Here is a 20,628-nt window from a genome sequence, read left to right on the forward strand (position 1 = left end):
TTCAAATAAAGACAATTAAATATGAAAGTAAATCTAAAATCAGGAATTGATAAATTGCTTTTCGGAATGAAGCAAAATGATGTTACGGCAGCTTTAGGAAAACCTGATAAAAATTATAAAGATGAAGATGACAATGTAATTTTTGTGTATAACTCGCATAAAATCAGATTGACATTTTATGAGGAAGAGGATTTAAAATTAGGATATTTAGTAGCTTCAAGCCCTGAATTAGAAGTTTTTGGTTTTAAATTAATTGGAAGAACAATTGCAGATGTAAAGAAAGATTTCGCAACAAAAGGAATCACAAAATACAATCAGGAAACTTTTGATACTTTCGAAAACTACTTTAATGAAGATAATTGGTTTATTCTTCAAACTGAATTTGATGAAGTGGTAAAGTTTGAAATTGGAGCAATTATCAATGATAAAGACGAGTTCGACTGGAAGTTTCCGGTTAAGAAATAAGATGTAAAGATTTGCACAAAAAAAAACCGACAATCACTTGTCGGTTTTTTTTGTGTATTGATAAAAAGAAATTATCCTTTTAACCATGCTGTTTTAAGTTTTTCTTTTGAAGCATCTGTTGCTTTAAAAGTTTCTTTTTCTTCGTATGGTAATTTCACAGTACCTTTTACAGTTTGTTCTTTGCCATCACGTTTTATTTGAAGTGTAATTGGATCGTTTTCTTTCCAGTTTTCACTTTCTGTAATTAAGTCATAGATATTAGTTAATGAATATGGTTTATTGTTTACAGAAAGGATAATATCACCACCTTTTAAATTTAATCCTTTAAAGAAATCATTTGGTTCAATATCAGGACGAATAGCAATTTCTTTTGTTTGTTTATCAATTTTAATATACGGAGTTTGTCCTTTTAAGAAAATTGGTCCGGCAGTTTTTTCTGATGATTTTGTAACACCAACTTTAGCCAAATAAAAATCGTAAGGAATTGGCGTTGTTCCTGAAACATATTTATTTAAAAATTCACCAACTTCAGGATAAGTCAATTGCGTAATTTTCGCAAAAAGTTCGTTATCATTAAAAGGTTTTTCAACACCGTATTCGCTGGCTAATTTATGCATTAAGTCAAGAATTCCTCTTTCGCCATTGCTTTTTTCTCTAATAATGATGTCAATACACATACCAATTAAAGCTCCTTTTTGATATACATTCAAGTATTGGTCTTTGTATGGCTGCTCTAAAACATTTTTACTCATTACAGTAAATGACATTGTATCATTTAAGCCTTTTGCCTGTTCGATTTTATCAGCAATACGAGTATAAAATTCAGCTTCGTCAATTAAACCCTGATTAATTTGAAAAAGGTTTGCAAAATATTCTGTTACACCTTCGTACATCCATAAATGCTCTGACATTTGTGGTGCGTTGTAATCAAAATACTGAATTTCTTTTGAGTGTATGGTTAATGGAGTTACGATATGAAAAAACTCATGAGAAACTACATCTTTCATCGATTCTACCAATTTTTCTTTTGGCATAGATTCCGGTAAAACAACTGTTGTAGCCGTTGGATGCTCTAACGCACCAAAACCGTGTGCGTCATCTTTTGCCATGCTTGACAAATACAATAAAACAGTGTATTTTTTAGTCGCGTTTACTTTTCCTAAAAAGTTTTTTTGCGCCGTCATCATTGTTTTCATTTCCGGTGTAATACTTTCGGCAGTAAATTTTCCTGTTGGAGAATAAACAGCAATCAAAATATCCATTCCGTTTACGTTGAATGTAGTATAATCCGGTTTAGAATACATAATTGGATTTTCGACCAAAACTGCATAACGCGGTGTTGTAAAAACATCGCTTGTTTTGCTTGCATCTTCATCTGTCATCGAAGTTGCTCCCCAAAGTGTTTCAGGATGTGTGATGGTAACTTTATACGGAACATCTAATTTATCCTGAAAATACCCCACAAACCCGTGTGTATTTACCATGAAATTAATTCCTGCGTTGATATTAGTTCCTGCTGGCGAAAAAACATCGTCATTTCCAAAACCTGTTCCTTTTTCAGTATCAAAAGTATCGCCAACTAAATAACTTACTTTTTTTAATGTTTTAGCATTTGAAATAGACCATGAATTATCGTCGATTCTTTTTACCGTTAAAGGGTTTCCTTTAGCATCAAAAGCTCTAAAATCATCTGAATATTTACCGTAATTATCTGTAGAATAAGTTCCCGGCACTGTTTTAGGAATGCTGTAAATTACTTCGTCTGTTTTTATTGCCGGAGGCGTAACAGTTACCAAAACTTTATCGTCTTTTACATCGACAAGGTTAATGTTAACTTCTACTGTATTGCTTTTTGCAGCTCCGGAAGTAGCACCGGTTTTACAGCTCCAAAACGTTACCGCAAGAGCTAATGTGTAAAGTATTTTTTTCATTTGTTTATGTTTAGTTATGTGTATTGGACTTACAAAATGTAATAATGTTACACGAATTTGAAAATATAAAAAAAAACTCCTGATTCACAGGAGTTTTATGTTAGTCAAGTTTGTTCTTTATATAATATTTTCCATCCAAATCTTCATCAAAATCATCTATTTTAACGGGTTTTGGTTTTGGTTTATTTGCAATTGCCTTCTTTTTCCACATTTCAAATTTTTCGAGTGGCATTTTCTTTTTCATGATTTCCAGAACTTCTTTTTCTGCCAATCCAAATTCTTTTTTTATAATTTCAAATGGATTTCTTTCTTCCAAGGCTAACGAAACAAGTTTTTCCGTTTGTTCCCAGCTCAACTCTTTGCGGTTACTCTTTTTCATCACGTGAAAATTAATTCAAAATAGGGGTTAATGATTAATAGATTGATTTTCAATTTAAGTATCAATATTAATAAAAAAAATAATTAGTTGGTTCGATCCGGTGCACTTTTTTTAATGATTTTGCTTGTTTTTTCCGGATCTTGATTTTTGAAACGGAATTTGCAATAAATTTTTCAGTTTGTTATGTTCTTCGGGAGCCATATGTGTGTCTACTCCATAAATTAATTTTTCTTTTGGCAAAGTTGTAAAAGTTCCAAAAAGACGATCCCAAACAGAAAAAATGTTGCCATAATTACTGTCTGTATACGGTAAAACATAATGATGATGCACTTTATGCATATTAGGAGATACGATCAAATAACTTAGGATATTGTCTAATTTATTGGGTAAAGATATATTGGCATGATTAAATTGCGACGCTACAACCGATAAACTCTGATATAAAAATACCATCCACATTGGGCTTCCTACAATTAAAACACCAAGAGTTGTAAATACAAAACGTATTATGCTTTCTCCCGGATGATGACGATTTGCTGTTGTAGTATCAATCCAGGTATCTGTATGATGAATGAGGTGAAAACGCCATAGAAATTTTACTTTATGTTCAATAAAATGGACTAAATAAGCGCCTATTAAATCTAATAGAAGCAATCCAATAATGGTATAAAGCCAAATAGGAATTTGGGGCAGCCATTGCAGTATTCCAAAATGATTTTCGGTAGTCCAGCTTGCGGTTTTTATGAGAATAAAAGCCAGAATAAAATTTACAATTATAGTGGTGATCGTAAAAAAGATATTAATTCCTGCGTGCTGCCATTTTCTGTATTGCAGCTGAAACAACGGAAACGTATTTTCAATTAACCAAAAAAGTGTTATTCCTCCAACCAAAATTAAACTTCGGTGTGAAGATGGAATCGTACTGAAATAAGCAATGATTTCATTCATGATAAACATCGATTTAGGTAGAATATTTGCCGCTTTTAAAAGTAATTAAAGTTAGTAATATTTGACAAAAAAAGAGAAAATCAAATATAAAATATATGATTTTCTCTTTTGAAATAGAGTATGTTATAAGAGCTTTATGATTTTTTGATAAGGCTAATTATAAATAATAATACCCAGGCACCTCCGGCAGCGATTACAATTTGCCAAAGCAAACCTCCGCCTCCAATACCAAGTTTACCGGCAAGCCATCCACCGAAGAATCCACCGATAATTCCAACAACGATATTACCAATTAATCCAAAACCTGCACCTTTCCAAACCTGACCAGCTAACCACCCAGAAATTGCTCCAATAAGTAAGAAATAAATAAATTCCATATTTTAAATTTTAATTATGTTATGTTATGAAGTGTTCTTTACGCTTCGTTATGATTTTGTAAAAGTGTTTTGTATATAAATCCTGCCACTATTGCTCCAAGAATAGGTGCTGCCCAAAATAACCAAACCTGAGATAATGGTTCTCCACCAACAAATACAGCCTGAGATAATGATCTTGCCGGATTTACCGATGTATTTGTGATAGGAATACTAATAAGATGAATTAAAGTTAATGCTAAACCAATGGCAATACCTGCAAATCTTCCATTTGCAAACTTATCTGTAGCTCCTAAAATAATCAATAAGAAAAATAATGTCAGTACAAATTCAGCGATAAAAGCGGCTGCTAAAGAATATCCATCGGGAGAAAAAGCACCAAAACCGTTTGAAGCAAAAGCTCCTGCTTTTGTAGCATCAATAACAAAACCTGCTTTTCCTGATGCAATTGTGTATAATGTTCCTGCAGCAGCTATAGCACCAATACACTGCGCTATAATATAGGGTGCAAGATCTTTAGCAGGGAATCTTCCTCCTGCCCATAAACCAAACGAAACAGCAGGATTAAAGTGCCCGCCTGAAATATGACCAACAGCATACGCCATTGTTAAAACAGTTAAACCAAATGCTAATGCAACGCCTGCAAATCCAATTCCCAATTCTGGAAATCCGGCTGCAAAAATTGCACTTCCGCAACCACCAAAAACCAGCCAATAAGTTCCGAAGAACTCTGCAAATAATTTTTTCATAATAAATAATTTAAATTAAAGATTGTTTGTTAAAGGGTATATTGGTATGCCCAAAAAATCAATACAATTTGTAAAGGCAAACGTATTAATAAAATTACTTTTAACAAAGAAAAACTCCTTTTTTTCTTACAAAACATATAAACATTTGCAGGAAAAACAGCAATTAGTAATGCTATAATTCCCCAAGCGGCAAAATGTGTTGTAAAAGGAACAATTAAGAGAATACCTAAAATGATTTCGGCAGCTCCACTTAAAATATTTAATAATTTGGGGTTTGGCAGATAGGGCGGAATGATTCTGATATACATTCCGGGATTTTTGAAATGATTGATTCCAGCAATTATGTAAAGAAAAGCCATCAGATATAAATGCCAGGGTAAATTCATGATATATAATTGTTTACCACGAAAGTAGGAAAAAAATTAACAAATATTGAATTATAAGTATGTTATTTTTAACAGAATATAATTTGTGTTAATTTTTTCGTTTGAAATTTATGTTCATTATAATAATAGCCAGAATAATCAGAACAATTCCAACCCATTGTAAAAAGATAACTTTTTCGTTCAATAAGATATATGCCATCATAACAGAAACTGGTAATTCAAGTGCCGAAACGATACTTCCCAAACCAATTCCGGTAAGAGGAAATCCGGCATTCATAAGCATTGGCGGAATTATAGTTCCAAATAATGCCAGAATAATTCCCCACTTCATGAAAATGGTAAGATCAAAAGTGGTTGTCTGAGTAGAAAATGCGAAAGAAAATACGATTATTGCGCCTCCCAAAAGCATGTATAAACTACGTTGAGCAGATGAAATTTCTGTAGCTACACGATTTGCTGTAAACATTGTAGTCGTAAAAGATGCTGCTGCCATTATTCCCCAGGCAATTCCTCGCCAATCCAGTTTGATATCGTTATTGATAATATTGGTTGCCAAAACAGTTCCAATCAAAACAATAAATACGGCAATCACTTTTTGTTTGGATGGTAATTTTTTTTCCAGAATCATTTCTAGTAAAACACCCATCCAAACGGTTTGCATTAATAGAACAATACCAATTGAAACAGGAATATATTTTACTGCCAGATAATAGAATAAACTTGTCATTCCTAATGAAGTTCCGGCAAGCATTAAACTAAATATGTTTTTTGAAGTTGCTTTTACAACATTGTCTTTATGTTTTATTTTTTGAAATACATTAATTAATAAAACACCAATAATTCCTAATACAAATTGAGATGTAGTTACTTCGGCAGTTGTATATCCTTCTGAATAAGCCATTTTTACAAAAGTGGCCAACATTCCGTAAGTTGTAGCTCCAATTGCAACTAAAAATACTCCCTTTAATACGTTGTTTTGTGACATCTTAATTTGTTTAGATTAAAAAATAAAAGCCGGCAAAGGTAAGCTATTTTATTTGGGATTTAATAGTAAACCACTATAAACATTAATAGAGTTATTGTTTTAGGTGTTATTTAAAATCTAAAATTGTGAATTTGACAGAATTGGGTTGTTTCTTAAAAATAAAAAACCCGTCAAAAAAAATAATTTGACGGGTTGAAATTTTATCTGCTGAAAAAATTATTTTACAACAGGCTGATTTTTATAAGTTTCTATTTCGAAAACTAAAGTTGCGTTTGGCGGAATTACTCCTCCGGCACCTTTTTCTCCATAAGCCAGGTTTGCAGGAAGAAAGAATATTGCTTTTTCGCCATCTGTCATCATATCTAATGCTTCTAAAAAGCCGGGAATCATACCGTCTTTTTTACCAACAGTAAAAGGAAAAGCCTGATATCCTTTTTGAGCATCACGGTTTGCATCATATTTACCATATGCTTTTGCTACACTTGCCATGCTGCTGTCAAAAAGATTTCCGTCTTCAAAATATCCTGCGTAATGGAAAAAAATTGCAGATCCTTCAGCTCCTTTTACACCGGTTCCTTTTTGTGTTATAACATATTTTAAACCGGAAGCAGTTGCAGTTGCTTTGGCTTTTGTTGCAGCAAAATAAGCCGCTTTTGCCGTAATTACTTTTTTAGCTTCTTCTTTTTTAGCTTCTTCTTTTTTTACATCATCAGCTAAAACTTTTACGGCATCGAATTTTTTAGCCGCTGCACCTTTACGCGTAATGGTAATTTTTGTCATGATATCATCCTGAACAATTTTATTCACATTGTCCATTCCTGAAACTACATGACCAAAAATGGTGTGTTTTCCGTTTAACCAAGGTGTTTCTTTATGCGTGATAAAGAATTGACTTCCGTTTGTTGCAGGACCTGAATTTGCCATTGCCAAAACGCCGCCTTTCTCAAATTTTAATTCTTCTACAAATTCATCTTTAAATGAAAATCCCGGACCTCCGGAACCGTTTCCGTCAGGATCTCCACCCTGAATCATGAAATCATTGATAACTCTGTGAAATTTTAATCCGTCGTAAAAAGGTTTTCCTTTCAGTCTTTCCACTTTTACATTCGGGTTTGTACCTTCTGCCAAAGAAATAAAGTTAGCTACAGTAACGGGAGCTTTTACATATTCTAAAGACAAAACGATATCGCCTTTAGTTGTAGAAATAGTAGCAAAAATTCCTTCGTTAGGATTTGATTGCGCCACTGCTTTTGTTGTAGTTGGTTTTTTAGCAACTGGTTTTTTCGTTGTTTGTGCCTGAATATTGATTATTGCAAGGCAAAATAAAAATAGAAATTTAAATTTCATTGTGTATAGAATTTTAGGTCTGTAATAATATCGCCAAAAATAGGAATATTATTACGGTTTTTCTAATAATTGTACTTCAAAAATAATATTAGCATTTGGTGGGATAACTCCTCCGGCTCCTGTTGCGCCATAAGCTAAATGCGATGGAATAAAAAGAACGGCTTTATCTCCAAAAGAAAGTTTTTCGATTCCTTCAATAAATCCCGGAATCATACCGTCTTTTTTACCTGCCTGAAAAGGAATTGGTGTGTATGCTTTTGCTTCGGCTCTTGCAGGATCAAATTTTCCAAACGTTTTTGCTACATCTTCAAGGCTTGTATCAAACAAAGTTCCGTTTTCTAAAAATCCTGCGTAATGAATGTATAATTGCGTTCCAATGGCAGGTTTTTTTCCTGTTCCTTTTTCAGTAATCACATATTCTAAACCAGTTGAAGTTTTAGTTGCTTTTGCTTTTTGAGCGGCATAATACTCTATTTTTTCTTTTTGAACTCCGGCAAATTTGCTTTGTTCTTTAGCTATATCCGAAAAATAATCATGAAATACTTTTCCGGCATCAAACTTTTTAGCAGCTTCACCATTTCTGATAATAGTAACGGTAACAATTTTATCGTCTTGTTTTACCTGATTTACAACTTCTTGTCCTTTTTCGACCACATGTCCAAAAATGGTATGTTTTCCGTTTAACCAAGGTGTTTCAACATGTGTGATAAAAAACTGACTGCTGTTTGTTCCCGGACCATTATTGGCCATTGCCAAAACACCTGCTTTGTCAAATTTTAAATCTGTAAATTCATCTTTAAATTTATATCCTGCATCTCCAGAACCTGTTCCTTCCGGATCTCCGGTCTGAATCATGAAATCTTCGATAACTCTGTGAAACTTTAATCCATCAAAAAAAGGCTTGCCTTTAAGGTATTCTTTTGTAACAAATTCATTTTTTCCTTCGGCTAGAGTTACAAAATTGGCAACAGTTATTGGTGCTTTTTTATAATCTAATTCAACAATAATATGCCCTTTATTGGTTTCAATATCAGCATATAAACCATCAGGTAAATTGCTGTGCTCGTCTTTACAAGAATATAATGAAGAAACGGCTAATAGTAATAGTACAATACTTTTTTTCATTTTTTAAATGTTGTTTTTATGGTTTTACAGTATCTTTTTTAATTTCAGCTGCAGCTTTTTTAACTACAGGTTTTGTTGGTTGAACCGATGGATTTTTTGTTGCAGCTGCAGTTGTGCCTGTAGTAGCAGGAGTTGTTGTTGTAGTTGTAGCAGCAGCCGGATCTGGTACAAAATTGCGAAGTGTAACAGTACAAATCAGCGATTCGTTTGTTCCAATTTTTTTGTTATCTCCGTGATATCCGTATGCAATATGTGACGGAAACAAGAAAGTCACAGTTTCGTTTTTGTGCATCAATTTAATACCGTCGCGCAATCCCATCATGATATCCTGTTTGTCTACATAATAAGTCTGTGGACCAAGTTCTGCTTCAGAATAAATTATTTTACCTTCAATATCTTTTACTTCTAAATTAAAATAAGCAATATCTCCTTTTCTTGGGGTTTTAGTATCGGTTGTATTTTTTTCATCATACGAAAGCCAATATCCTTTTCTGGTGGCATAATATTTTACTTTCGGATTGCTTTTGATGATTTTTTTAATAACATCTTCTTCACTGGCAACCAGTTTTTTATTTCGATCAGCTGATTTTTTCATGAAAGATCCCGAAGATCTCGAAATAGGTCTTCTGGCTTCTTCATGTTGTTTGCAGCTAACCAATAAAACAGCAAAAAGTAGGGTGTAAATGCTTAGTTTTAAGTAGTTCATTTGGGTTATATTTTTAGTTTTGTTACTAGATCTTCAAATTTTCTCACCGTTTCTTCCATAGAAACGTCAGATCTTCCGCCAGCAGCATTGCTGTGACCTCCGCCATTAAAATGATCTCTTGCAAATTGATTTACATCAAATCCACCTTGCGAACGGAAAGATATTTTGATAATATTTTCGTCTCTATTTTCTATAAAAATAGCAGTAAAACAGATTCCTTTTATACTTAATCCATAATTAACAATTCCTTCGGTATCGCCTTTTACGTAATGAAAAGAATCTAACTCTGCCTGTGTAAGTGTCGTATAAGAGGTTTTATATTCGTCAAAAACCTTCATGTTTTGTAACGCGCGACCTAATAATTGCAAACGGCTGTAAGAACTATTGTCAAATAACAGCACCGGAATTTGGGTATTTTCAACGCCAAGATCTATCAATTCTGCAATAATACGATGTGTGTTTCCTGTTGTTCCCGGAAAACGAAATGAACCTGAATCAGTCAATATTCCGGTATAAATACAAGTTGCAATAGTTTTGTCTAAATCTTGTTTTTTGTCTAAAAATGAAATGAAGTTATAAACCATTTCACAAGTTGACCCAAAAGAAGTATCAGAGTACATATACATGGCATAATCATCAGGTTTTTGATGATGATCGATCATGATAAACGGAGCTTTTAGTTTTGCTAAAGTATGTTCCATTTCGCCTGTACGATGAAAAGCATTAAAGTCAAGTGTGAAAATTATCTCTGCTTCTTCTAATATTTTCGTGCAGTTTTCAGTGTCTTTTTCAAATATTTTTACGGTTTCAGAACCTGGTAACCAAGCTAAGAAATCAGGAAAATCATTAGGAGCAATCACCGTTGGCTGATGATTGTTTTTTAATAAAAAGTGGTACAAACCTAACGTAGAACCCATGGCGTCACCATCAGGACCTCTGTGCGGAATTATGGCGATTTTCTTTGGGGTTGCGAGCAACAATTGTATCGCTTGAATATCTTGTATTTTCATAGTGTGCGAATTTACATTTTTTTAATGTAATGTTGAAATCATTTTTCAGATTAACACACTTTTATAAGTTGTTAGTTTTTAGTTATGGCTTTCAGTTTTCAGTCTTAGTTTTTGATTGCGGTTTTAGTATTTGAAATTGTATTGACTTTGAAAATAAAAAATATGCGTGGATGAAACGGATTCGCTAAAGCGAAAACGCGGATTTATATGTTTTTTTTATTTGGATATTAGCTAATCGGTGGTTTGTAATTCCGGAGGAACGATATATTTTGTAGCGATGTTCCGAAGCTTCGGGATTAATCCGTTGATATGAATTATGGATTTGAAATTTGTTATTTGATGATTTGAATTGTGAAATAATGACGCGGATGAAACGGATTCGCTAAAGCGAAAACGCGGATTTAAACGGATTTTTTATTTTGGATATTAGCTAATCGGTGGTTTGTAATTCCGGAGGAACGATTTATTTTGTAGCGATGTTCCGAAGCTTCGGGATTAATCCATTGATATGAATTATGGATTTGAAATTTTTTATTTGATGATTTGAATTGTGAAATAATTACGCGGATGAAACGGATTCGCTAAAGCGAAAACGCGGATTTAAACGGATTTTTTCTTTTTGGAATTTAGAATTTAAAATTGTGATTGGAATTACCGTTTAAAGCTGAAAACTGTGACTGCGATTGTGACTGTGACTGCCACTGAAAACTGCGACTGAAAACTGCGACTAAAAACTAAAAACTAACTTAAAGGCCATTTTTGGTATAACTTAAATTTAGCTCCTTTTACTATTTGTGATTTATAGATTCCAACAGAACCTGATGAAAAATAGGCTATTGTACAGGCTATTGCAATAAAAATTCCGGGTTGAAATCCGAATAATTCCATTCCCATAACAGTGCAGGCGATAGGAGTGTGGGTTGCGCCCGAAAATACAGCTACAAAACCTAAACCTGCCAAAAGTGCAATTGGCATTGGAATAATTAAGGATAATGCGCTTCCTAAAGTAGCACCTACAAAAAATAACGGAGTAACTTCTCCACCTTTAAAACCGGCGCCTAAAGTAAATCCGGTAAATAATATTTTAAGTAAAAAATCATACCAAGGATTTGCATTTGAGAATGAATCGACAATTACAGGAACGCCTAATCCTGAGAATTTTGTAAAGCCAAAACCTGCAATCGCAATTGCTAAAATGATTCCGCCAATAAATGGTCGTAAAGGCGGATATTTAATTTTTGAAAAAAGGGAACCCCAAAAATGTGTACTTCTTGAGAATAATAAAGCGGAAAAACCAGATAAAATTCCAACAATAATGGTATAAACTATAGTTTGTAAACTGATTTCAGGAATTTCAGGAATGCTGTAATGTGTGTGTTTTACCTGCCAGAATTCTACCGTAAAATAAGCTGCGTATGCCACTAAAAACGATAAAATAATACTACTTGTCCTGAAGCTTCGGGATTTATTTTCACTAAAATATAAAACTTCTAAAGCAAAAATAGCGCCTGCTAAAGGAGTTCCAAAAACCGATGCAAAACCGGCACTGATTCCGAGGATAATGAGAATTTTTCTTTCGGAATTATCTAATTTGAAAATTCTTGTAAATTGATCTGCAATTGCGCCGCCCATTTGTACTGCCGTTCCTTCGCGGCCTGCCGAACCTCCAAATAAATGGGTAATTAAAGTCCCGAAAAGAACCAAAGGTGCCATTTTAAACGGAATTACTTTTTTAGGATTTTCGTATTCTTCGAGCAATAAATTATTGCCTTTTACAACAGATTCTCCCCAATAATAGTAACTAAACCCAATTAACAATCCGCCGAAAGGCAAAAGCCAGATAATCCATTCGTGATGAATTCTAAATTGTGTAACAAATTCAAGCGAAACTAAAAAAAAAGCAGACGCTGATCCGGACAAAATACCAATCAAAACACAGATCAAAATCCATTTGAAAGTTGTAAGGAATATTTTTTTTAATTTTTGAGAAGTCATTAATTATAAAAAGTTTTTTTGCCACGAATTACACTGATGTATCAAATACAATTATAATCAAATGTAGTTAAACATTGATAATTATTTAATTTTGATCATTTCAAGATCTAATGATTTGTCATTCATCTTTGATAAACAATTTATTTTATTGTTTTCAATTTTATTAATTGTAACAAATACCTTTTGCCCAATTAAATTTTTTAATGTAGGTAAATTAATTTTTGTATAAGTTAGAATGTATTGGCATTCTGAGACCCATTGTACAGAACCTTCAAGTAATAATTTTCTTGATTTATCTTCTTCTGTTTGTAAATTACCATTTCTAATTACAATAAAATTTTTATAAGCAGGATTTTTATACTTAAATGTTCCGTTTTTAAAATCGGAACATTTTTTTTCTTGTGAATAACTACTTACTTTTATAAGTAAGAAAAGTAAAAATATAATATTTCTCATTATGTTTGTTTCACAAGTTGTGAAAAGCTTTTAATAATTAGATTTGACTTTTTTGATTTAAAGCAAATTTGTGGCTAAAAAAATTATTGTACAACAGCTGTAAATTCAATTTCAACTAAATATTCAGGAGCGACAAGTTTGCTTATTTCATAGAAACCGGTTGTAGGTTTTACATCTTTAAAAAAGGCAGAATGTGCTCTTGCAACATCTTCAAAAGTGGAAATATTAGTGGTAAAAATACGGGTTCTGATTACATCTTTCATTGCTACATTTAAATCTTCTAAAACTTTTTCAACACGTTCAAGAATATTATAAGTCTGAGCATACGCATCATCGGCTTTTACTTTTTCGCCATCAACAATTGCCACAGTTCCAGAAACTTCGATGATATTACCAATTCTTACGGCACGGCAATATCCCATTTTATCTTCCCATGGTGATCCTGTCAGAATGTTTTCTCTTTTCATTTTATTGTGTTTTTTTGAATTGTTTTATCATTTTAAAAACAAATTCAGGTTAGTTAAATTCTGTTGCAATTTATAAAATATGTAACTGAAAAAGAGGAAATTTTATTTGAAATCATACTGCAAATGATTCTTTTTTGTGATATTTTGAATCGTTGAGTTTGTTTTTTTTGCCACAGATTAAAATGATTTTAAGGATTATTATTTGGAAAATTGTAGCAAAAAAAGTTACAGCAAAATCATTTTAATCTGTGAGATCTATGGCAAGTTTTTTTCAATAAAGAATTAAAATTTTAGCTTCTTATTCAATTTGATGCTGTTCAAAAAGACGCAGTTTATTTTGCGTTGCCGTTAAATTTTGCTGTAAAGTTTCAATTTTATTCAGCAAATGATAAATGGCGTCAATTCCTTCTAAATTTATTTTAAGATCATAATGCAAACGAATCATTTTTTCGATCGCAGGCAATTGTTCCGGCTGTAAATATTGATCTTCTTCCTGAATAATAATTTCAACCAAACCATAATTATTCAACTCTGTTATAAACGTATTTTCAATTTCGTGATAGATACAAAATTGTTTTATCTGGATTAAATTTTTACTGCTCATGATTTCTAATTTTAGCTAATTCTGCAAATAAATCTTTTTCTTTTTGAGATAATTTTGTTGGCGTTTTTACCTTATAAGTAATGTATAAATCACCAAATTGATTCTCTTTTTTATAGATTGGAAATCCTTTTCCTTTCAGTTTAACCTTTGTTCCGGTTTGGGTTTCTTCGGGAACTTTAATTTTTACTTTTCCATCAAAAGTGTTTACATAAATTTCTCCGCCTAAAATCGCAGTATACAAATCAAGATCAACATCTGAATACAGATTATTTCCTTCTCGTTTAAAATCAGAATTATTTTCGATATTAAAAGTAATATACAAATCACCATTTGGACCGCCATTTGCGCCGGGTCCGCCATGTCCGGGAATTTTTATAATTTGTCCGTTTTCGACACCGGCAGGAATCGTAATACGAATATTTTTTCCGTTTACAGCAAGATTTTGTTTTTGGGTCGTGTAAGCCGAAGCAAGATCTAATTGCAATTCGGCATTAAAATCCTGACCTCTGTATTTTGCCTGACTTCTGGAACTTCTTCCTGCAGATCCATACATCGAATTGAAGAAATCAGAAAAGTCACTTCCTGAGAAATCGCCTCCGCCAAAACCAGAAAAGTCTTGATTGCCTTGTTGTTGTCTTGAATATTGCTGTTGGTTTGGGTCGTAATCTGCTTTCTCGAATTCGTCGGCGTGTTTCCAGTCTTTTCCGTATTTATCGTATTTTTTTCGATTTTCAGGATTGCTCAAAACTTCATTGGCTTCGTTGATTTCCTTGAATTTTTTCTCTGCTTCTTTATCATTCGGATTCAAATCAGGATGGTATTTTCTTGCCAGTTTTCGATATGCTTTCTTGATCTCAGCTTCAGTGGCTGATTTTGTAACATCTAATGTTTTATAATAGTCGATATAATCCATTTTCTATGTTTTTAATGAAGTAAATTAAAACCTTGAAGTTAGTGAATAAGTTGGTAATTATCAAAAGGATGTCGGTTTTTTAAATGGGAAAATAGTTGTGTTTAGATAAGTTCTTGAAATTTTTATTGTTTTTTATTGCAATTTATTTGATAATTGGCAGGTTTTTTGTTTTCCAAAAATTAGCCTAATATATTGTTATAAAAGTCTTAAAGTTGTAGAGCCAAACTAAATTATGTTATTTTTGCTTTGCTATACTTTTGATTTCATAAAATTTTCAAAGCCGATTCGATAATACTTTTTCAATGAAGCATATTTTATTTTTCATATTATTTTTCACTGCTGCAACTGTATCAGCACAAACTGAATTTAGTACTAAATTCAAGAGTATTCCCGCACCAAAGTTTAGTGCAAAACCAAAGAAAATTCCAGAAGTAAAAGATCCGCAGGGCGAGAATGCAGATATGCCGGGTATAAAAACACCTAACGTTTTTGACAATACAAGTATAACTCCAAAATCAAAACTTCAGATTGGAGAAGAAAAAAGCAAATTCACAATGTCAACAGAAACTGATTTTGCCAATCCGGGTGATCGTTATGTGCCAAAAATGGAGAAAGAATTGGATAAAGCTTTAAGAGACGCAGGTCTTAAAGAAGGAAGGGGAGAGTTGGTTAAGAAAAATATTTCGCTTGGAGATTTTAAAACAAAGTCAGAATATTTTATTGTAAAATTCAGGGATTTTGGCGCCATCGATGGCGATTTGGTTAGAGTTTCATGTAATGATAAAATTATTGTAAATGAATTATTTTTGGATGCGAACTTTAAGCAGGTAAAAATTAATCTGGCGAATGGTTTTAATAAATTAGATTTTGAGGCTTTAAACATCGGAACTTTAGGCGGAAATACTGCCGAAATTCAGGTTTATGATGATAAAGGGGCATTAATAACCAATGACTATTGGAACAATCTTGCAGCAGGTTTTAAGGCTTCGATTGTTGTTACGAAAGAGTAGTTTTTAGGTTCAAAGAGGCAAAGGTTCAAAGGAACAAAGCCCAAAAGCCACAACACTTTTTAAAACTCTGAACCTTTGTCGCTTTGTAACTCTATATCTTTTAATAAAGCTTAAAGGAACAAAGCCCAAAAAGCCACAACACTTTTAGAACTCTGAACCTTTGTCGCTTTGAATCTTTGTACCTTATTAAAGAAAAGTTTCAAAGGAACAAAGCCTAAAAAGCCACAACACTTTTTAAAACTCTGAACCTTTGTCGCTTTGTAACTCTATATCTTTTAATAAAGCTTAAAGGAACAAAGTCCCAAAAGCCACAACACTTTTAGAACTCTGAACCTTTGTCGCTTTGAATCTTTGTACCTTATTAAAGAAAAGTTTCAAAGGAACAAAATCCAAAAAGCCACAACACTTTTTAAAACTCTGAACCTTTGTCACTTTGAATCTTTGTACCTTTTAAAGAAAGTATCTTTTAAAAAGGATCCGCTGTAACCTTAAACTTCATATCTGCTTTTACTGTTACATCCTGAGTAAGGGTTTCTTTTAGGGTAACCTGCGTTCTGATTTTATATTTATCTGCTTTAATATATTTATCCAGTCTTGCATCAGTACTAATTAAATCAAGCGTATTAGTTGTCTCGTTAATATTATCCTGATATGCCAATTCTATTTCGTCAGAATCAGTTGTAGAAATATATAAATGAATTGATTTTAAAAACGCAAAAGTCTTTCCGTCGGGATTTGTAATGGAAAGTCGAAGCGATTTTAATTTTACATCTTTCACCAAACTAGCTTTTGTTTTATTGTTGCTAAATTCAGCCGATGAATTTGTGGTAACATCCGGTGTAATTATTTCCGAAGGTAAATTAATTGGAGAGTTGCTTTTTATTTTGATCGATGCTTCGTTTGAAATTGTAAATGACAATAAATCATCAACAGCATCACAAGAAGTTAAAAATAGAGATAATAAAAGGGTAATGGCAATTAATTTTGATTTCATGTTTTAATGTTTTTTTCTTAGATACGTTTTTTTTTGAAGGTTGGATTTTTTTTTTTGAGGTTCAAAGGTTCAAAGGCTCAGAGGTTCAAAGAAATAAAAAAGAACTTTCAAATCAACAATTTTCAAACCTTTGAACCTTTGCAACTCAGTCCCGAAACTTCGGGATTTTACCTAAAAAATTGGAACAATGAAAAAAAAATATTTTTTTTCATTGTTCCAATTTTTCAATTTCGAATATAAAAAGTATTTTTGCGCATGCAACACAACGTACTTATTTTAGATTTCGGATCGCAATATACACAGCTTATTGCGCGTAGAGTTCGCGAATTAAATATATTCTGCGAAATTTTTCCTTACAATCACTTCCCTAGTGATTTATCACCTTATAAAGCCGTAATTTTAGGCGGAAGCCCATTTTCTGTTCGTGCAGAAGACGCTCCACATCCTGATTTATCCCAAATTCGAGGCAAGCTTCCAATGTTGGCAGTTTGTTATGGAGCGCAATATTTAGCCCACTTTAGCGGAGGCGAAGTAGCAGCTTCGAACACCAGAGAATACGGAAGAGCTAATTTGTCTTATATTAAAGAAGGTGAAACTTTCTTTGACGGAGTTTCAGAAAACAGTCAGGTTTGGATGAGCCACAGTGATAGTATCAAAGCTTTGCCAACAAATGCTGTAAAACTTGCCAGTACTCATGATGTAGAATATGCTGCTTATAAAATTGATGGCGAAACTACTTATGCTATTCAATATCATCCGGAAGTTTTCCATTCTACAGATGGATCAAAAATGCTGGAAAACTTTTTAGTAAAAATTGCCGAAGTTCCTCAAAACTTTACACCAAACGCTTTTGTTGAAGAAATGGTGGGAGAATTAAAAGAGAAACTAGGAAATGATAAGGTTGTTTTAGGACTTTCAGGCGGAGTAGATTCTACTGTTGCTGCAGTTTTATTACATCAGGCAATTGGTAAAAACCTGTACTGTATTTTCGTAAATAACGGTTTACTTCGTAAAAATGAATTCCAAAATGTATTAGATCAATACAAAGGAATGGGATTGAACGTAAAAGGAGTAGATGCCGGAGATCGTTTCTTAGGCGAATTAGCCGGAATCAGCGATCCTGAAACCAAACGTAAAACTATTGGTCGTGTATTTATCGAAGTTTTTGATGATGAATCGCACTTAATCGAAGACGTAAAATGGCTGGCGCAGGGAACTATTTATCCTGACGTAATCGAATCGGTTTCTGTAAAAGGACCATCGGCAACCATTAAATCGCACCATAATGTGGGCGGTTTGCCGGATTATATGAAATTAAAAATTGTAGAACCGCTTAGAATGTTGTTTAAAGACGAAGTTCGCAGAGTTGGTGCTACTTTAGGAATAGATCCTGAATTACTAGGAAGACACCCATTTCCGGGACCAGGATTATCAATTAGAATTTTAGGAGATATTACTCCGGAGAAAGTTCAAATTTTACAGGATGTTGATGCTGTTTTTATCGACGGATTAAAATCCTGGGGATTATATGACAAAGTTTGGCAGGCTGGAGCAATTTTGCTTCCTGTAAATTCTGTTGGAGTGATGGGCGATGAACGTACTTACGAAAAAGTAGTTGCGCTTAGAGCTGTTGAATCTACAGACGGAATGACTGCTGACTGGGTTCATTTGCCTTATGAATTCTTAATGAAAGTGTCTAATGACATTATCAATAAGGTAAAAGGCGTGAATCGTGTCGTTTACGATATAAGTTCAAAACCACCTGCAACAATTGAGTGGGAATAGTACTATTTTTCAAATTAAGGCGTTACATTTGTAACGCCTTAATTTTTTAACCTACTATTTATGAGAGAACTTTTAACAATTTCTCTTGTGTTTATTTTGTCTTTTAACAAAATAACTGCGCAAGATTCAATTATTGAACACAAAATTCAAAAAGGAGAAACTGCTTATTTTATTGCCCAAAAATATAAGGTTTCTGTTGATGAAATTTACAAACTCAACCCAGAATCGCAAAGCGGAATCAAAGACAATCAAGTTCTTAAAATCCCTGTTCATTCCGCAGAAAAGCAAAATCAAAACCACCAGACAACTCATATTGTTGGTGCAAAAGAAACCCTTTATGGTTTATCTAAACAATATAATGTTTCTGTAGAATCACTTCAAAATGCGAATCCGGTTCTTGCCAACGGACTTCAGATTGGTCAGGAATTAGTTATTCCGCAAAATACTTCAAATACTTCAAATACTTCAAAACCTGAAATTACTGCTTATTCAAAAGCAACACATTTAGTTGTGGCTAAAGAATCGCTGTTTAGCATTGCCAGACAATATAATGTTTCGGTTCAGGATTTAGAAAATTTAAATAAAGATTTACTTTTAAACGGTTTACAGATTGGTCAGACAATTGCAATTCCAAACAAAAGAAAAACGCTTGATGGCAGGGTTCGCGTAATTAATCAGGAAACTGTTTTTCATGTGGTTGAACCAAAAGAAACCAAATTTTCGATTGCTAAAAAATACGGAATTTCGATTGATCAGTTAGAATCTCAAAATCCTGAAATTGTAAACGGATTGGTTGTTGGCAACAAATTAGCCATCAATACAAAAGAAATAAAACCGGCAAACGAAAGCGAAGAATTGATGCTGGCTCTTGCCGAAAAACAGGTTGTGGTTGAAAAAACAAAAGCAAAAACCGTTGAACTGGAAGATTTAAAAGATCGATTGGTTGTTCAGAAAGAAATGAATCAAAAAATTATAAAAATTAATGATCTGAAACTTAACCTGGATGATATGAATGGCTCGAAAGATAATTCTGTTGAGAAACTGAGATTGGTTTTAGAAGCCAATAAAAATGTGCAGGAAATTTTAATGGCAAAATTAGATTCATTAGTCAATACGATGAATAATGATTTGGTGGAATTAAAAAGAATGGATGTTTTAAATGTTGACGAATCAAAACGATTAGAAAAACAATCATACGAAAGTATCGGAAAAACGAGTGAATTATCGTCTCAACTAAAAAAAGAACTGGCTGAAAACCGAAAAGCATACGCCGGTTTAATGAATAAAGTAGAGCGAATTACTGTTGAGGAAAATCAGGAATACAAGAAGAAAATCCGCGAAAGCGAAAAAAACAACAACAAAACCGGATTGCAGCAACGACTTTCGCTTGACGAAATAAAAAGATATAAAATTGAGCAGGAAAAAGGCGATGCACAAAATCAATTGCTGATTTCTAAAATTGATTCGTTGGATACTCAAAAAACAATCGAGATAAAACGTCACATTAGCAAAGCTTCTTATTATAGTATGGAAGCCAGAAAATTTGATGATAAAGTGGCTTTGATAAAACTGAAAAAATATCAGGATGAAGCGATTAAAAATCAAGTCAAAGAAAATTCAGAAGCGGTTTCGAAATCAGTTTCATTAGAAGAAATGAGACAGGAATTGAAGGAAAATCCGCTTAAAAATGAAAAAAATGTCAAGATTGAAGTTTTTGATAATCTTAAAGAAGTTTCAAATGGCTATTACTTAGTTTTAGGTATATTTACGGATGCAATGCCAAGAGATAAGTTTATTATGAAACTTATCGATTCTGGTAATTTTAACGCTAGTTTTTTCTTTAATATAAACAGTCTTTCTTATTATGTGTACGCTGATAAGTTCGAAAATATGGAAGAAGTTTTATATCAATGCAAGAAAAAGGAAGAAGATGAGTTATATAAAAACATCATTATTGCTAAGGCTGAAATTGATCTTAGATAATAATTAGATAAAAATT

The 20,628-nt window shown here is 32.9% G+C and carries 21 protein-coding genes; 4 read left to right on the plus strand and 17 right to left on the minus strand.

Annotated elements, in window-relative coordinates; genetic code table 11:
• Nucleotides 1-21: 21 nt before the first annotated feature.
• Nucleotides 22-465, plus strand: coding sequence for a hypothetical protein (locus OLM54_RS01585; protein ID WP_264536863.1), 444 nt, complete (start codon nucleotides 22-24; stop codon nucleotides 463-465).
• A gap of 71 nt (nucleotides 466-536) precedes the next feature.
• Here OLM54_RS01585 and OLM54_RS01590 read toward each other — a convergent pair whose 3' ends face one another.
• The 16 genes from OLM54_RS01590 to OLM54_RS01665 all read right to left on the minus strand — a co-directional run bounded on the left by OLM54_RS01590 (nucleotide 537) and on the right by OLM54_RS01665 (nucleotide 14,840).
• Nucleotides 537-2,396: a PDZ domain-containing protein gene (locus tag OLM54_RS01590; RefSeq protein ID WP_264536864.1), complete on the minus strand. Its 1,860-nt coding sequence runs from the start codon at nucleotides 2,394-2,396 to the stop codon at nucleotides 537-539.
• A 100-nt stretch (nucleotides 2,397-2,496) separates the two neighbouring features.
• The gene (locus OLM54_RS01595; RefSeq protein ID WP_042563191.1) at nucleotides 2,497-2,775 is read right to left on the minus strand and encodes a DUF2805 domain-containing protein; all 279 of its coding nucleotides are present in this window, start codon (nucleotides 2,773-2,775) and stop codon (nucleotides 2,497-2,499) included.
• Nucleotides 2,776-2,886: 111 nt separating this feature from the next.
• Nucleotides 2,887-3,723, minus strand: a complete 837-nt coding sequence (locus OLM54_RS01600) for a sterol desaturase family protein (protein ID WP_264536865.1) — start codon at nucleotides 3,721-3,723, stop codon at nucleotides 2,887-2,889.
• Between the two features lie 134 nt (nucleotides 3,724-3,857).
• Nucleotides 3,858-4,100: a GlsB/YeaQ/YmgE family stress response membrane protein gene (locus OLM54_RS01605; RefSeq protein ID WP_264536866.1), complete on the minus strand. Its 243-nt coding sequence runs from the start codon at nucleotides 4,098-4,100 to the stop codon at nucleotides 3,858-3,860.
• 38 nt (nucleotides 4,101-4,138) lie between these two features.
• Complete coding sequence (gene aqpZ, locus OLM54_RS01610) at nucleotides 4,139-4,846, minus strand: aquaporin Z (protein WP_264536867.1); 708 nt, start codon at nucleotides 4,844-4,846, stop codon at nucleotides 4,139-4,141.
• A 29-nt stretch (nucleotides 4,847-4,875) separates the two neighbouring features.
• Entirely contained in the window at nucleotides 4,876-5,232 is a 357-nt protein-coding gene (locus tag OLM54_RS01615; protein WP_264536868.1) for a MauE/DoxX family redox-associated membrane protein, read from the minus strand.
• Nucleotides 5,233-5,320: 88 nt separating this feature from the next.
• Nucleotides 5,321-6,217 carry an EamA family transporter gene (locus tag OLM54_RS01620; RefSeq protein WP_264536869.1) on the minus strand — a complete coding sequence of 299 codons (897 nt, stop codon included), beginning with the start codon at nucleotides 6,215-6,217 and terminating at the stop codon, nucleotides 5,321-5,323.
• A 216-nt stretch (nucleotides 6,218-6,433) separates the two neighbouring features.
• On the minus strand, nucleotides 6,434-7,564 hold the full coding sequence (locus tag OLM54_RS01625; protein WP_264536870.1) for a peptidylprolyl isomerase: 1,131 nt from the start codon (nucleotides 7,562-7,564) through the stop codon (nucleotides 6,434-6,436).
• A gap of 51 nt (nucleotides 7,565-7,615) precedes the next feature.
• A complete protein-coding gene (locus OLM54_RS01630) occupies nucleotides 7,616-8,689 on the minus strand; it encodes a peptidylprolyl isomerase (RefSeq protein ID WP_264536871.1) in 1,074 nt (357 codons plus the stop codon).
• Between the two features lie 16 nt (nucleotides 8,690-8,705).
• Entirely contained in the window at nucleotides 8,706-9,395 is a 690-nt protein-coding gene (gene gldI / locus OLM54_RS01635; protein WP_264536872.1) for a gliding motility-associated peptidyl-prolyl isomerase GldI, read from the minus strand.
• A gap of 5 nt (nucleotides 9,396-9,400) precedes the next feature.
• Nucleotides 9,401-10,405, minus strand: coding sequence for a DHH family phosphoesterase (locus OLM54_RS01640; protein ID WP_264536873.1), 1,005 nt, complete (start codon nucleotides 10,403-10,405; stop codon nucleotides 9,401-9,403).
• A gap of 741 nt (nucleotides 10,406-11,146) precedes the next feature.
• Nucleotides 11,147-12,400 (minus strand): voltage-gated chloride channel family protein, encoded by a 1,254-nt coding sequence (locus tag OLM54_RS01645; protein ID WP_264536874.1) that lies wholly within the window; start codon nucleotides 12,398-12,400, stop codon nucleotides 11,147-11,149.
• 81 nt (nucleotides 12,401-12,481) lie between these two features.
• Entirely contained in the window at nucleotides 12,482-12,856 is a 375-nt protein-coding gene (locus OLM54_RS01650; protein WP_264536875.1) for a hypothetical protein, read from the minus strand.
• An 83-nt stretch (nucleotides 12,857-12,939) separates the two neighbouring features.
• Nucleotides 12,940-13,323 (minus strand): RidA family protein, encoded by a 384-nt coding sequence (locus OLM54_RS01655; protein ID WP_264536876.1) that lies wholly within the window; start codon nucleotides 13,321-13,323, stop codon nucleotides 12,940-12,942.
• 298 nt (nucleotides 13,324-13,621) lie between these two features.
• The gene (locus OLM54_RS01660) at nucleotides 13,622-13,927 is read right to left on the minus strand and encodes a chaperone modulator CbpM (protein WP_264536877.1); all 306 of its coding nucleotides are present in this window, start codon (nucleotides 13,925-13,927) and stop codon (nucleotides 13,622-13,624) included.
• The gene (locus OLM54_RS01665; RefSeq protein ID WP_264536878.1) at nucleotides 13,917-14,840 is read right to left on the minus strand and encodes a J domain-containing protein; all 924 of its coding nucleotides are present in this window, start codon (nucleotides 14,838-14,840) and stop codon (nucleotides 13,917-13,919) included. The genes OLM54_RS01660 and OLM54_RS01665 overlap by 11 nt, the downstream gene beginning before the upstream one ends.
• 302 nt (nucleotides 14,841-15,142) lie before the next feature.
• Between OLM54_RS01665 and OLM54_RS01670 the strand changes: the two genes are divergently transcribed.
• Nucleotides 15,143-15,850: a hypothetical protein gene (locus tag OLM54_RS01670; protein WP_264536879.1), complete on the plus strand. Its 708-nt coding sequence runs from the start codon at nucleotides 15,143-15,145 to the stop codon at nucleotides 15,848-15,850.
• Between the two features lie 466 nt (nucleotides 15,851-16,316).
• On the opposite strand, the gene OLM54_RS01675 is transcribed toward OLM54_RS01670, so the two are convergent.
• Nucleotides 16,317-16,844: a hypothetical protein gene (locus OLM54_RS01675; protein ID WP_264536880.1), complete on the minus strand. Its 528-nt coding sequence runs from the start codon at nucleotides 16,842-16,844 to the stop codon at nucleotides 16,317-16,319.
• A 255-nt stretch (nucleotides 16,845-17,099) separates the two neighbouring features.
• Between OLM54_RS01675 and guaA the strand changes: the two genes are divergently transcribed.
• Both guaA and OLM54_RS01685 read left to right on the plus strand, forming a co-directional pair.
• On the plus strand, nucleotides 17,100-18,629 hold the full coding sequence (gene guaA, locus OLM54_RS01680; protein WP_264536881.1) for a glutamine-hydrolyzing GMP synthase: 1,530 nt from the start codon (nucleotides 17,100-17,102) through the stop codon (nucleotides 18,627-18,629).
• A 60-nt stretch (nucleotides 18,630-18,689) separates the two neighbouring features.
• Nucleotides 18,690-20,612, plus strand: a complete 1,923-nt coding sequence (locus OLM54_RS01685; RefSeq protein WP_264536882.1) for a LysM peptidoglycan-binding domain-containing protein — start codon at nucleotides 18,690-18,692, stop codon at nucleotides 20,610-20,612.
• The last annotated feature ends 16 nt before the right edge of the window (nucleotides 20,613-20,628 follow it).

The organism is Flavobacterium sp. N1736 (assembly GCF_025947065.1).
Lineage (GTDB): Bacteria > Bacteroidota > Bacteroidia > Flavobacteriales > Flavobacteriaceae > Flavobacterium.